This is a genomic window from Paenibacillus turpanensis (genome assembly GCF_011421635.1).
Lineage (GTDB): Bacteria > Bacillota > Bacilli > Paenibacillales > YIM-B00363 > Paenibacillus_AK > Paenibacillus_AK turpanensis.
Window position 1 is genome coordinate 163,758 of record NZ_WTLI01000008.1, and the last position, 15,699, is coordinate 179,456.

Sequence of the window (15,699 nt, forward strand, 5' to 3'; positions counted from 1 at the left end):
TGGTAATTCAGGATTGGATTCCGACATTTCGCGCCGGATTGCCCCCTTCCGGGGGATCGCATGCTACAATAATAAAGCGCTTACATTTAGAGGGCGCAATGAACGGCAATGGAGGGGACGATTCGATGGACGCACTGGAGAAGAAAGAAATTTTGCCTGCAGACGGCGGGAAGCATAACCTCAGCCAATACGACGAGACGTACAACACATTCCGCTTTGAAGAAGTATACCCAGAATTTAGCTGGCATACGACCGGTAATGTGAATATAGCTTATGAAATGATCGATCGTCATGCGCTCGGAGCGAATAAGGACAAAACCGCATTGATCTATGCCGACGATCAGCGCACGGAAAGCTACACTTATGATGAAATGCGCAAACAGTCAAACCGCTTTGGCAACGTGCTTCGCGGTCTTGGCGTGGAAAAAGGGGATCGGGTGTTTTTCTTCATGCCGCGGTCGCCGGAAATTTATTTTGGTATGATCGGGGCGCTCAAGATCGGCGCAATCGTCGGACCGCTGTTTGAGGCCTTCATGGAGGGCGCGGTCGTCGACCGTTTATCCGATGCAGGCGCGTCGGTGCTGGTAACGACTTCAGTGCTGAAGCAGCGGGTACCGCGGGAGAAGCTGCCGAACCTAAAGCATGTCATCATCGTTGACGAGCAGCCGACCAATGAGAACGGCGAAGTGAGCTATCATGAATCGATGGCCGAAGCATCCGAGGCTCTGGAACTGGCTTGGGGAACACTTGAGGATCCGATGATTTTGCACTATACCTCGGGCTCGACGGGCAAGCCGAAGGGTGTGCTTCACGTTCACGGCGCGATGATTCAGCAGTATATTACCGGCAAATGGGTGCTGGATCTGCAGGAGGACGACGTATATTGGTGCACCGCCGACCCGGGCTGGGTAACAGGCACCTCGTACGGCATGTTCGCCCCTTGGCTGAACGGTGCAACCAGCTTGGTGCGCGGCGGACGTTTTTCAGTGGACTCCTGGTATCAAACGATCCAGCAGTTCGGCGTCACCGTCTGGTACAGCGCACCGACCGCATTCCGCATGCTCATGGCGGCGGGCAACGACTCGGTAGCAAAATATGATTTCAGCAAGCTGCGCCATGTGCTTTCCGTAGGGGAGCCGCTTAATCCGGAGGTCATCCGGTGGGGACTTCAGGTTTATGGAAAGCGTATACACGATACTTGGTGGATGACTGAAACAGGCGCTCATATGATCGTTAACTTCCCGTGCATGGAAATTCGTCCAGGCTCTATGGGTAAGCCATTCCCGGGCATCCGCGCAGCGATCTTGGACGATCGGGGCAATGAGCTGCCGCCGAATTCGCTGGGCAACCTGGCGATCCAAGCCGGCTGGCCGTCCATGATGCGGCGAATTTGGAACAACCCGGCGAAATACGAGGAGTATTTCCGGATTCCAGGCTGGTATGTCTCCGGAGATTCCGCCTATATGGACGAAGACGGCTACTTCTGGTTCCAGGGGCGCGTGGACGATGTTATTAACACATCGGGGGAGCGCGTTGGTCCTTTCGAAGTGGAAAGCCGGCTCGTTGAGCATCCGGCGGTCGCCGAAGCGGGAGTAATCGGCAAGCCGGATCCGCTGCGCGGCGAAATTATTAAAGCGTTCATCTCCTTGCGTGAAGGGTATACCCAGTCTGAGGAGCTGCTTGAAGATATCCGGTTGTTTGTGAAAACAGGTTTGTCCGCCCATGCGGCGCCGCGCGAAATTGAGGTGCTTGCGAAGCTTCCGAAGACGCGATCCGGCAAAATCATGCGGCGGGTATTAAAAGCGCAGGAGCTTGGGCTGCCAACGGGAGACTTATCGACGATTGAGGATTAATAGATAATCAGGAGGGATTCGCGTGAAGCAAAAACCGGCAACGAATGTCTACAGTCAAGTTGTGAAGTCCGCTTCATTCCAGAAGCTGATGGACAGTAAAAAACGATTTATACTGCCGATGTCTATTTTCTTCCTCGTCTTTTATTTCGTGCTTCCGGTAATGACGTCGTACTCGAGCGTCCTGAATCAGCCTGCTTTCGGAGCCGTAACATGGGCATGGGTGTTTGCTTTCGCGCAGTTTATTATGACTTGGGTGCTTTGCTCTCTCTATTCGAGAAAGGCGGTCCAGTTTGATGAACAGGCGGAAAAAATCAAAGAAGAGCTGCGAGCCAGCCTTGGAAAGGCGGAGTAACCAATGATGAACACAGCGTTTCTCCTATTTCTGATTATTGTCGCCGGTACGCTGGTCATTACGTATTACGCAGCGAAGAAAACGAACACCACGAGCGAATTTTACACGGCCGGAGGCGGTTTGACCGGCTGGCAGAACGGCCTTGCGATCGCGGGCGACTATATGTCCGCCGCTTCCTTCCTTGGCATCGCCGGCATGATCGCGTTATACGGCTTTGACGGGTTTTTCTACAGCATCGGGTTTCTTGTCGCGTACCTCGTCGTCTTGTACTTGATCGCGGAGCCGCTGCGTAATCTCGGTAAATACACGATGGCCGACATGATTGCGGCCCGTTTCGACAACAAGAAGGTGCGCGGAGTTGCGGCGCTGAACTCGATTACCATTTCGATCTTTTACATGATCGCGCAGCTGGTAGGTGCGGGCGCATTAATTAAGCTGCTGCTTGGGCTCGATTACACAACTTCGGTACTCATTGTCGGTGTGCTGATGACCGTCTATGTCGTATTCGGCGGCATGACGGCAACGAGCTGGGTGCAAATTATAAAGTGCGTGCTGCTGATGGCCGGAACGTTTATTATCTCTTTGATCGTATTTGCGAAGTTTGATTTCAGTGTCATGGCGATGTTCGAGCATATGAAAACGGCAACGCCGCTGGGTGACAGCTTCCTGAACCCGGGCAACAAATTTAAGAGCGGGCTCGATACCATTTCCTTGAATATGGCGCTTGTGCTTGGAACAGCGGGGCTTCCGCATATTTTGATCCGTTTCTTCACGGTAAAAGACGCACCGACTGCACGGAAATCGGTTGTTGTGGCCACTTGGATTATCGGTATTTTCTACGTCATGACGATCTTCCTCGGCTTCGGCGCTGCGGCGTTCGTTGGTCATGATGTAATTGTCAATGCAAATGCGGCCGGCAACATGGCTGCACCGCTGCTGGCCAAAGCGCTTGGCGGAGACTTCTTGTTCGCTTTCGTATCCGCAGTAGCCTTTGCAACGATTTTGGCCGTTGTCGCTGGGCTCGTGCTTTCCGCCGCTTCTGCTTTCGCCCATGACTTTTACAGCCACATTGTCCGGAAGGGTAATGCGACGGAAAAAGAGCAGATGATTTCGGCAAAGCTTGCATCCGTTGGGGTTGCGTTAATCTCTATTGCACTGGCTCTGTTTGCACAGAAGCTGAATGTTGCGTTCCTCGTTGCGCTCGCTTTTGCGGTAGCGGCAAGCGCCAACCTGCCGGTTCTCGTATTCACGGTATTCTGGCGCCGGTTTAATACGGCCGGAGCGGTAACAGGCATGCTGGTCGGATTGTTCAGCGCCTTGTTCCTTGTTGCGATCAGTCCGAACGTATGGGCGCCGGAGGCCGGCAAAGCGATCCTAGTCGGCAATCCGCTGATTGAACTGACGAACCCTGGCATTATTTCCATTCCTCTTGGTTTCTTGGGTGCCTACATTGGAACGCTGCTTTCCTCGAAGCGTGACGATGCCAAATATGATGAGATTTTAGTGAAGGCTAATACGGGTTCGGAAAGAGGCTAGTATGGCAATTTAGCTAGGTCCGGCACCTAGCCAAAGCGCTAAGACGGACCGGGTTCGCGAATGCAGCCCGGTCTGTCTTTTTTTAAACTGACACAAATTTACGCATCGCTTTTTAGTCTAAATATGATATGATAAATATCAAATTGACAAGAGCAGGCTGTGTGTAACTGGCGAAGCGTGGGGGAACCACGAGGGAGCACACAGTGATAACGCCGTACGCCTGGGCAAAGTGTTTGACGACCAACGGTCCGTTGAATGCTTTTTTTATTTGCTGGAGAAGGGAAGAGCAGATGTGACGGTAGCTTGGGAGCTGCTTACGTTCATTGGAACGGTAGCCTTTGCGATGAGTGGATCGATTTCCGCTATGGAGGAAGAGTACGATATTTTAGGAGTTTATGTGCTTGGGCTGGTGACTGCCTTCGGAGGCGGACTGATCCGTAATGTGCTGATCGGCGCTTCTCCGCTGATGCTTTGGCAGCACAACAGTCTCTTGATTACGGCGGCAATCGCGATTTCCGTAGTGTACTTTGTTCCGGATTTATGGTTCCGTCATATGCGGAAATGGGTGTTCTTCGACGCTGTAGGCTTATCTGCGTTTGCCATCCAAGGCGCTCTCTATGCCGCACAGCAAAATCTTCCTCTTCCGGCGGTCGTCATGGCTGCCCTGCTGACCGGCAGCGGGGGGGGGATTATACGCGACCTGCTTGCACGAAGAAAACCGCTCATTTTCCGTGAAGAGGTGTACGGCGTATGGGCGATGCTTGGAGGGCTTGCGATCGGCCTTGGCTTCGGTAGAGAAGGCTGGCAGCTGTATGCGTTGTTTGGTGTTATTTTAGGCTTACGGATGCTTTCGGTACACTTCAATTGGCGGCTGCCAAGAAGGAAATTCCATTTGTCAAGAGTGGGGGAGCCAACAAAACGCGCGCTTAAAAATTTTTAGAATGCTCCTATATGAAGTTTGTTATATAATTGGATTGTAAACGCTTGTACACGTAAATCCATCCGATGATGGGATACTTTGCCGGAATTAGAACATGATCTTCCGGCTGCCAAGGGTCGATAATCCGTTAATTCCTTGGATTCGTCCAAGGAATTTTTTTTGGGCTTAGTTTGTCGTTTTCAGTCGAAATACTTCGAACTATGTAGTCTTATAAAGGTGATACATTGCGTTCCCGGCTTTTATTAAGAATCAAAGGTGTTGATTTCATGCGGATAACGAACACAAAGATCCCGTCTGCTTTCCGTTCGGCTCTCCTTTATTTCGTGCTAGGAGCTGCGGCGTTTGTTTGTTATTTGTTTCCGTTTCATTTCTTTTATCAGCTGAGCATTATGTTTGGCAGTATCTTTTTGTTCATTACGGCACAGCGCTTTTCGCTGCTGTTGACAGTTCTTCAGATCGCCGGTGTACATATTGCGGCCATGTCAATGCCTGAAACGCAAATTCATGTGTTTCACACTGCGGAGCTAATTGCTGTTGTTTTACTCGCGCAGCTTTTTAAAAAGAACAGGCTTATGCTGTACGATGGGCTGTATTGGCTCATTGTAGGTGTGCCGATTCTAATCGGTGCCCATCTGTTTCGCGGTATGCCGGTCTACACGGAGCTTCAGCTCTTTACCTTTGCCATGGTTATTAACGGGCTGTTTAATGCGATGGTAGCGGAAATAATAGTGAAATATGTTCCCGCCTTGCAAAAAAAACCGACGAATCAATCTATGATGCTGACGATGCCGCAAATTATTCTACATGTTAATTTTTTTGGTCTGGTTAGCATGGCTTTGATGATTTTGGTGACAGGCGGTCAAGCCATGGAGCAGCAGGCGAAGAAGGATATTGTTTCTTCGCTTCGCGATACCAATCTATCCATGAAGCAGATTATTCAATCGTATTCTTCACAGCAGCTGAGAGATCTGCATTTGCGCAATGTGATATTAATGGAGGAGACGAAGGGGAGTCTACTGAAGCAAGCGGACCCGAAAGGCCACGGAGTGGTTATGCTTGATAAACGCGGTCTGATCCTGTCAGTTCCGGACATTCCGGGTTCGCCCCCATGGCTGCGACCGGAGCAGTGGGAGTTCGACAAAAATAATCTTTACTTGTCGCTCCCAAGCAGAGGAGTACTGCTTGCCGATAATGGTTCCCGATGGAAAGAGGCCGCTTATATTCATATGGTCGAGGTAGACAGCTTCGTTTTGTATTTCCGTTGGCCTTTGAATAAGTACTATATGGACTTATATGTTTCTTATTCGCTTCAGTTCCAAAATGTTTTGTATATTGCAGGCTTTATGCTGCTGCTGGTTTTTTTTCTGCACAAGGTACTCGTCCGATCCATTCGGAACTTGATTGATGCAACGACCGATATTCCGACAAAGCTGATCAATGGTGAACGGCTTCAGCTGCCGTCAAACCGGCTGTATGAAATTCAGCTGATTACGGATAATATTCGTTCGATTTCCGGGAAATTGGGAGATATGCTGTCCCAGTCACGTGTCCTGGCCTATTACGATACATTGACCGGACTGCCGAACCGCAGAAATTTTAATGAACATCTCCAAAATTTATTTAGCACAACAGCAGCGGATTCGGAAGTGTCCGTCGCAGTTATGTTTATTGATCTGGATCGGTTTAAGCAGATCAACGATACGTTGGGCCATGGGGTAGGGGACAGTTTATTAAAGCAGGTTGGACAGCGGCTTGAACGGTATATCGGGCAAAACGGGATGGTTGCTCGGCTCGGCGGCGACGAGTTTGTGATCGTGGTATCTCCTGCGGAAGAGAGTGAGATTCACGTTATCGCTAGAAAAGCGCTGGAGGCGATTTCGGAGCCGGTACGCGTGGACGAGCATGAACTGCTGATCGTTGGAAGCATCGGAATCAGCATTGCACCTACGGACGGAAATGATATGGATACCATTATTAAAAAAGCCGATTCCGCGATGTATGCCGCCAAAGGTGCTGGAGGGGATACGTACCATTTCTTCTCCTCCGTTGATGCTCGAAGCCACGCCGAATTTTTCTCGGAGCGTATGTTTATTGAGTTTGAGCTTCGAAAGGCCTTCGAAGCTAGAGAGTTGGAGCTGTATTATCAGCCGGTGATTGATGCCAAAAGTCAAACCGTTGTATCGGCTGAAGCGCTGCTCCGCTGGAGACATAAAGAATGGGGGATGGTATCCCCCGCAAAATTTATACCGGTCGCGGAAAGTATGGGCATCATGGGCGCACTGGGCGAATGGGTGCTGGAAGAGGCCTGCAGGCAAAATAAAGCCTGGATGGACGACGGCGTTGGTGAGCTTCGCATTGCTGTCAACTTGTCCCCGACCCAGTTTAACAAGGGTACCTTTGTCCAAATGATTCATGAGGTGCTGCAAAAGACGGGACTGCCGCCGAGAATGCTTGACCTTGAAATCACCGAAGAGGTTCTTGCTAAACAGACCGAGACGATGAAGGCGGATTTAAACTTATTGAAAAAGCAAGGGGTCCGGATATGGATTGATGATTTTGGGACCGGTTATTCCTCGCTAAGCATGCTGAACAAGCTGCCAGTCAACGGCTTTAAAATCGACCAATCGTTTGTGCGCAATTTGCAAAACCAGCCGGGGAATGTATCTATTATTCGGGCTATTGTCCAGCTGGCTCATATTCAGGGCTGGGGACTCATTGCGGAGGGAGTGGAAACGAGCGAGGAATCGCTGATCCTTAGCTCACTCGGTTGTGCGGAGCATCAAGGGTACTTTTATGGCAAGCCGATGCCTCCTGAACAATTTGCCCAATATATAAGAGAGAGGATGGCCTCGGAGAAGGAGGGGGATTTGGATGAGTAGGCCTATGATTATCGTGCTGCTGACCGTGATGCTCTTATCAGGCTGCACGAGAGGGGCTGAGCTGGTTAGCCCTCCTCAGCAAGCTGTTGTAGATTTTCAATCCAGTCCCGCTGCACTGCGGGTTCTCTCTTCATTTGATAAACCGGTGTATCTGGCTGAGGAGTTTGAAAAGAAGTATCCCGGCATATCCGTTGAATGGACGGTTGTAAAGACTCTTCAAAATCTTTTGGATTCGTTGGCTTCCGAGCCGCCTTTCGATCTTATTGCGTTCGATTACATGTGGTCAAACGAAATGAGCGGTTACGACATATTCGAGGATTTGAACGGACCTCCTTACCATATCGGTCAATATAAGGAGTGGTTTCCGGGGTTAAACTGGGATCGGCTCTCCACCATGCAAGATAAGAAGGTAATCATCGTACCAAGGGATTTGCCTGCTGAGCTGACATTTTATCGAGCGGATATATTGGCAGAGCATGGCTTTCCTTCAGACCCGGAGCAATTAGGCGAATGGATGGAAAACCCGGATAATTGGCTGACGATGGCCAAAAAACTCAAAAAATCCGATGTCGCGATTGTGTCACGCGCCATCGACCCGTTTGTCATGGCTTCGAAGGGACAAGGATTATTTACCGAAAATATGACCGTGTCACTCACGATGGAGCCCTTTATCTCCCTGCTTCATGTCTCTAAGCAAATTCAAGATTTAGGGCTGGACAGTAAAGCAACGATTTGGGATGAAAAGGGCAGAGAGTCTTTGCGTAACGGCAAGCTGGCCATGTTTACTCTCGGAGAATGGGGAATGGAGATGCTTCGGGCATGGTCGCCGCATAATGTTCATTTGTGGAAGACGACCCGACTGCCATTCGGATTGTACGGTATTCATGGTGGTTATGCTTATGCTATTCCAACCTTCTCCAACCATAAATCCCTGGCTTGGGAGTGGATCAAATATACAACGGAAATGGATACAAAGTATCGAGAATCCCTTGCAACTCATTCTTGGTATGATAAGCTTCCGGACACACGTCTAACCCCAGTGGATGGCCGTGGCTACGAAATCATATTACGTTCATTAGATTTGCTTCTTTCCTCGGAGAAATCGCCGGAAGAAATGGCCGTTGAACTGAAGAGTAAGGTTGAGGTGGAGCTTTACCGGGAGATTCAGTATATGAAGAATGCGCAGAACAAAGGAAGACCTCCTGAAGGCGCACCTCCGTTTTTATTCGATAACGAGGGCGGACCGGGGAGGCCACCTTTGGGAGCTGACGAATCGTCCGCTAGAAAGTGACATTTCATCGATACTCGAGATTATTTTAAGTATAGGAAAGCAGTGTGTGCTCTAACGAGACCGCTGCTTTTTTTGTATTCCAGACGGTAGGATCACCTTATGATCTTAAAATAAGAAAATGATCACTGGATTAGTTCATGTCATGATTCGACGAAATTCGTGAAATTTCGCTTGATGTTTTATAGCTTTGCCCCTAAGATAAATCTACTACATACATGAATACCTACCTGAGTCCCAATTCTTTAACAGCCGGAATGGTAGGTAAAGGAGCGATCGAACACCGCCGCAATGGGAGCTGCGGATCTGCATGAAGTCTAGGGATATACGAACTTCTAAAAAAAGAATGTAAACGCTTTACCAATGAGGGGTACTAGGTAATGGGGCCATACGGAAAGATAAAGAGATCGGAAAGGTAGAGACCACCAATGAAAAAGTTTATGATTATCGCCCTCTGTTTTATGTTAGCGCTTTCGATGGTTCCCGCAGTGTCGGCCAATGACACCACAGGAACAACTTCCGTTCCGCCAATTCACGAGGAGACCTTTGAAGACCCGCAGTACTCGCCAGATCCAGTTTCGGTCGGCTCCTTAGCAAATTACGCAATTACGAACGGAGCTGTAGGCTCTTACTTTGCTCAGCTCGTTCCTTATACGGCACCCGTGTGGGCAGCCAATGCGGATAATAAAGTGTTTAAGCTATCCGATAATGGGAGCGGGAGCGTTGTAGCTACCCGGACCTTAGCGGAGAAGCATTCCGGAAAAACGATTGTTGCGGAGTTTGACTATCGCTACGAGGGCTCGGCAACCGCAAATAATCACCGGGTCATCCGATTGAGAAGCAGCGGCGGTGATATTGTATTTATCGAAACGATGAGCGGGGCAATCAGCTATCGTTATAAGGACCCGGTTTCTCTGCTGGATAAGCAGTACATGCCCATCGTACCGTCAGGGCAATTTAAAGCGAATGTGTGGTACCACTTTAAAATTCAAGTGAATTTGAACAATGCGGCATCCGGTGTAACGGTTACGGTTACGGATGAAACGAATAATGTGTACCAACTAAACAATGGAGTGGGCGTCCAATTCTGGGATGCAGCGACGACCACAACAAACAGCAACCTTGCGAAATTTGACCACTCGACATCAGGTGGAAGCGCAGGCGTGATGTACTATGATAACTTCCGTATTTATGAGCCGCAGCTTCCGCCTAATAAGCCAGCTAATGTAAGCGCTGTCGCGGGAAATACACAAATTTCGTTGAGCTGGGGTGCAGCGGATGGCGCGACAAGCTACTCTGTAAAACGGAAATCAGGCTCGGAGCCGTATGTAACGGTTGCACAAGGCCTTACGAGTCTTTATTTTGAAGATGGGAATTTAGTGAATGACACCACGTACACTTATCTTGTCGAAGCGGTGAATGTTAACGGCAGCACGCCTTCGGATGAGATTCTTGTCACACCGAACGGTAATGTACCGCTTCCAGCCAAGACGGAAGGGCTTCAAGGAACTGTGCTTGACAGCTCGGTCATGCTGAAATGGAATAAGGTTGCACCGTCCGGCTCTGAGACCATCAGTTATATTGTAAAACGAAGCACATCCGTTGATGGAGAATTTACTCAGGTCAATTCAGCACCGATTGCTGCCGATCCGGATGAAGCAATCGTACTATATTTAGATTCAATGCTGACGAATGATACGAATTATTATTACAAAGTGATTGCCGCCAGTGTTGCCGGAAAAGGCGAAGAGTCCGACGTTTTGAAAATTGCACCACGGGCACCGCTTTCCAGCCCGACAGGAATTTCCGCTCAGGGCCAGAATAATGCTGTAAAGCTGAGCTGGAACAGTGTCGGCGCTGCTTCAGACTATTCCGTGCTGCGCAGTACGAAAAGCGGCGGCCCGTATGAGCTTGTGGCTGCGCAAATTACCGGAAACTCTTACACTGATCAAGCCGTCGTGAATGGAACGACGTATTACTATGTCGTTACGGCGAAGAATGCGAAAACGACAAGCATGATTTCCGCCCAGGCTTCGGCGGCTCCTTATGCAGCTGCAGCCGGTACTCCCGCGGCGCCAACCGGCTTTCAAGCAACCGCCCATGACGGGAAGGTCAGCTTGTCTTGGCGTGAGGCTGGCGATGCAAGCTCCTACTCGGTGCAACGCAGAGCTCACAACAGCGGCACAGAGTTCGCGGAGATCGCCAGCGTTCCTGCAGGCAGCGGAAGCTACGAGGATACGACGGTCGTGAACGGAACCGAATATGACTACGTCGTAGCGGCAGTAAATGCGAACGGCACCGGCGGATACGCTCCGACGCTTGTTGTTCTTCCAGCCGAGACGCTCACTGTAGATCCAAGTCAGCCTGCGGACCCGGCAGCGAAACGGTTTGCCACCATCCAATCGGCTGTAGACAGCTTGGGAACGACCAATGCGGAGAGAAAGGTTATTTTTATCCGCAGCGGGGTTTATGTTGAGAAGGTCACTGTGACGCAGTCTAAGGTTAGCTTTGTCGGTGAAGACCGCGATGCAACCATTATCCGTTTTGACGACTACGGCGGCTCCGACGGTAAATCCGGCCGTCCGGGATCGACCTTCCAGAGTATGACGGTACAGGTTACCGGGGATCAATTTACCGCATCCAACTTAACGATCGAAAATAGTGCGGCGCCACGAGATATTTACGGCACTGCCGTCGCCCTTTCCTTAAAAGGCGATAAAGCTGTATTCGATAATGTGAAGCTGTTAGGTTATCAAGACACTTTGTATAACGCAGTTGCGGTTTCGGACTCAACGAAGGGACGACAATATTTCCGCAACAGCATCATTCAAGGTGATGTCGATTTTATTTTCGGTGAGGCGCCTGCCGTGGTGATCGAAAACAGCGACATCATCAGTGCTACACATCCGTCCAGCACAAAGACGGGCGGATATATTACTGCAGCAGGCCAGACGAAGCCGGAAGATCCGGGTTATGTATTTATCAACAGCCGTCTGATTAAAGATCCAACGGCCAAAGGTGACTTTTACTTGGGTCGACCGTGGAAAAACAGCCCGAAGGTACGTTTTATAAACACATGGATCGACAGCAATATCATTTCGGCAGGCTGGAAGTCGTGGAACGTTGAACCGGCTTTCTACGGCGAGTACAACAGCTACGGTCCGGGAGCTAATGCGTATGGACGCAGCTCGGCACTGTCCCGCCAAATGTCTGCGGAAGAAGCCAACGCGCTTACGGTTCCGCAAATTTTTGGAGATTGGGACCCGACAGCCGTGGTCATTATGCCAGGCGTGAAGCCGAATCCAACCTTGGGCCAAACCTCCGTATTGTATGACAAAAATCCGGCACTTTCTGCGGATGTTCAGGTTTCCGTGCAGTTCTCAGGCGATGTGCTTAGCGAGATCTCGAATGGCGGAGTGCCTCTGATTGCAGGACAAGATTATGTTGAAAACAACAACGGTATCGTCCTGCAGAAAGCTTATCTGGAAGCTTTGAGCTTCGGCAGCAGCAGTTTGCAGGTGCGTTTTGGTTCGGGCGCTGTTCTTCCGGTAACCGTGAACGTTATCGATTCCTCATTTGCGCAGCAGCCTGCCGCTTCCGAAGCAGGATGGGCTTCGCAGGGAGAGGGAGTATCGGGAGGCATTGGTGCGAACGGCGATAATGTGTACGTCGTTTCGAATCGTTCGGAGCTGATACGAGCGCTTGGTGGAAACAATACGACGAATCGCACGAACAGCGTGAAGAAAATTATTTACGTGAAGGGCACGATTGATGCCAACGTCGATGATAACAACAACCCTCTTGGGTATAACGAATATATTCAAGGCACGGGGTACACGCTGGAGCAATATTTGGCGGATCCGACCAATACAACACTCGAGCAAGGACGCAGCTTGGCGCAAAAAGCACAGGCGGCTAGGGTGCAAATTTACGTCGGTTCAAATACCTCCATCATCGGACTTGGCGAGGATGCCAAAATCGTTGGGGCCAACCTGATGCTGGATAACGTAAAAAATATCATCATCCGCAATATTGAGTTCCAAAATGCGCATGACTTTTTCCCGCAGTGGGATCCGACAGACGGCTCGAGCGGTAACTGGAACTCGAAGTACGATAACATTTCGGTGACCGGCTCCGGCACCATGAATATTTGGATTGACCATAACTCCTTCAATGATCTGAGCGAACGCTTTAAAGGCATTGAGGAGCAGTATTACTTCGGCAAGCATTACCAAAATTACGACGGCTTTATTGATATTACGAAACAGGCGGATCTTGTTACGCTGTCCTACAACCATTTTGCGAACCACGATAAAACGATGCTGATCGGCAGCAGCGACAGCGACGCGATGGACATGGGACGGCTTCGTACGACGATTCACCATAACTATTTTGAAAACATTGTCCAACGTGCACCGCGCGTTCGGTATGGTCAAATTCATTTGTATAACAACTACTACAATTCCTCATCGGAATTAGGGATGCTTTACTCTGTAGGGGTTGGGGCGTCTTCACAGATTATTTCGGAAAACAACTATTTTGAAAATGTCCGTGCACCGATCGCCTATTACGATACTGCATCGGCAGGCGCAATTTCGGATACAGGAAGTCAGTTTGTGAACAGCTCGATCCCTACCTGGAAGGCACCGGTTAGCTGGACACCAATCTATGCATACCAGGCGGAGCAGGCTGGCAGTGTGAGGGATTCCGTGCTGCAGCAAGCAGGGGCGAAAGGACGGACACTGACACCGGCTTCATCTACAGCGGAGCTTGGCTTGAAGGTCTTGGAAAACGGCTCACAGGTACAGCTGAGCTGGCCTACGGTGAGTGGAGCAAGCAGCTATAACGTTAAGCGGAGCACGCAAAGCGGCGGACCATACCTTAATGTAGCAGCAGTGCCGGCGGCGCCAAATGTGCTCTCGGCAACGTATACGGATCATCGAGAAAGCAATGAGGCGGCGTTCTACTATTACAGGGTGTCAGCCGTAGGCAGTAACGGAGAGTTTGTCAGCTGGCCGGAAATTAGCGTAGCGACAGTGCCGGTTGTAATTCCGACGATACCGAGTATGCCGGGCGATGCTCCGACGATCTTGGTTAGCAAGTCGCTTGTAGCTGGCGGAGCGCAGGTTACGGTAACTGCGGCTGCATATGGATTGTCGCAAGCGAAATGGTCTGCAGGATCAGTGGGAATTAGTGACTTCAGTAACGGTGGAAGCGGGATTACAGACTTTACCGGCAGCTTCATCCCTTCCACAGTCACAGAGAATGTGTATCAGGGAAGCTTTACGGTAAATACTCTTGGCGTGTATACGGTCTATGTGAAGGATACAAACGGATACGAATTGGTTCAAGAGCTTACTGTTTCTGAGCTGGGTTCGACACTGCCGCCGGTGATCCCGGAAGAAGATGGAGACGACGGGGCGGGTACAGATGTCCCGGCTCCTGGAACACCTGAACCAACAAACCCGACGAGCCCTTCAGCTCCGACGACACCGTCGGACGAAGATGATGATGAAGCTCCGGCCTCGACATCATCTGGAGGAGCGGCGCAGTCGGCCTCACCGGCACAGGAAACAGGCAAAAAAGACCAGATTATTCTAAACGGCCAGAAGCAGGATAACTTGCTTACTCGCAGTGCAGAGGGTTCGCAGCAGGTATTTACGATAGACAGCGGCAAGCTTACCGAGATGGTCAAAAATCTTGGTGCGAAAGCCATCGTCGAAATTCCGGTCACAGATGCCGGAGACAAGGTGAAAATTAAGCTCAGCGGCAGTATTCTGAACGAATTAAACCGAAATGGCGCGTCGCTAAAAATTACTACCGACTTCGCAGAGTACGCTATTCCGGTCGGTCAAATTTCACTTTCATCCATTGCGGAACGCTTGGGCAATCAGGCGGCAGTCAGTGATATGAATGTGCAGCTTATTATTGAAAAAGCAAGCGGTCAACAGCAGGAAAGACTGAAGCAGAATGCACAAACCAATGGCTTCCGTCTTGTCGGCAGCCCCGTGGATTTCTCGGTACAGGTAACTGCCGGAAATCAATCGGTTGAAGTGAATCGCTTTACCGAGTTTGTTGAACGTTCTATTCCTGTACCAGCGGGTGAAAATCCGGATCGGATCACGACGGCGGTAGTGCTTGAAGCAGACGGATCCATTCGTCACGTCCCGACCAGCATTACTGTGCGTGAAGGCCAGTACTATGCGGACATCCGCAGCTTAACGAACAGCACGTATTCGCTCGTTGCAAATGACGCATCGTTTGTCGATACTGCTGGGCACTGGGGAGACGAAATCATTCGAGATATGGCTTCACGCTTTGTGATCAACGGTTTTACAAAGCAGCAGTTTTCTCCGGACCGCAGTATTACACGTGCGGAGTACGCAGCGATTTTGATCCGCGGCTTGGGACTTCCAAACGATGCACAGAAGAGCGAATTCTCTGATGTGCGCAGTACGGATTGGTTCAGTGGTGCCATCAGTCAAGCGAAGAGCTATGGCTTGATTCAAGGCTACGAAGATGGAACATTCCGTCCGAATTCGGCGGTAACACGTGAAGAGGCCATTGTTATGCTGAATCGCGCCATGAAGCTTGCCGGTCTTTCCGCAGGCTCGCAGGAACAACAATCGGCGGAAGCTGTGATTGCTTCGTTCCAAGACTCTAGTGCGATCAGTACATGGGCGAAGCCGTCGCTATCTTCGGCGGTAGCGGCTGGACTTGTCGGCGGTTACAACAACATGTTGAATCCGTCGAGAGAGATTACGCGGGCTGAGGCAGCGGCCATGGTTCACCGTTTGCTTGTGGCAGCGAATCTAATTAACGCTAAGTAAAGAAAACGAAATGATGAGTGA

At 50.2% G+C, this 15,699-nt stretch carries 7 protein-coding genes and 1 riboswitch; all 7 genes read left to right on the plus strand.

Annotated features, from left to right (window positions below):
- Positions 1-125 precede the first annotated feature (125 nt).
- Positions 126-1,853, plus strand: a complete 1,728-nt coding sequence (gene acsA, locus GQS10_RS09510; RefSeq protein ID WP_166241476.1) for an acetate--CoA ligase — start codon at positions 126-128, stop codon at positions 1,851-1,853.
- 22 nt (positions 1,854-1,875) lie between these two features.
- Positions 1,876-2,205 carry a DUF485 domain-containing protein gene (locus tag GQS10_RS09515; RefSeq protein ID WP_166241375.1) on the plus strand — a complete coding sequence of 110 codons (330 nt, stop codon included), beginning with the start codon at positions 1,876-1,878 and terminating at the stop codon, positions 2,203-2,205.
- A gap of 3 nt (positions 2,206-2,208) precedes the next feature.
- Entirely contained in the window at positions 2,209-3,741 is a 1,533-nt protein-coding gene (locus GQS10_RS09520) for a solute symporter family protein (protein WP_166241376.1), read from the plus strand.
- 153 nt (positions 3,742-3,894) lie between these two features.
- Positions 3,895-3,974, plus strand: a riboswitch (ZMP/ZTP riboswitch).
- A 110-nt stretch (positions 3,975-4,084) separates the two neighbouring features.
- Positions 4,085-4,681 (plus strand): trimeric intracellular cation channel family protein, encoded by a 597-nt coding sequence (locus GQS10_RS09525; RefSeq protein ID WP_243735083.1) that lies wholly within the window; start codon positions 4,085-4,087, stop codon positions 4,679-4,681.
- A 266-nt stretch (positions 4,682-4,947) separates the two neighbouring features.
- Entirely contained in the window at positions 4,948-7,560 is a 2,613-nt protein-coding gene (locus GQS10_RS09530) for a putative bifunctional diguanylate cyclase/phosphodiesterase (protein WP_166241380.1), read from the plus strand.
- Entirely contained in the window at positions 7,553-8,851 is a 1,299-nt protein-coding gene (locus tag GQS10_RS09535) for an ABC transporter substrate-binding protein (protein WP_166241382.1), read from the plus strand. The genes GQS10_RS09530 and GQS10_RS09535 overlap by 8 nt, the downstream gene beginning before the upstream one ends.
- 425 nt (positions 8,852-9,276) lie before the next feature.
- Complete coding sequence (locus GQS10_RS09540; RefSeq protein ID WP_166241384.1) at positions 9,277-15,678, plus strand: pectinesterase family protein; 6,402 nt, start codon at positions 9,277-9,279, stop codon at positions 15,676-15,678.
- Positions 15,679-15,699: the final 21 nt, after the last annotated feature.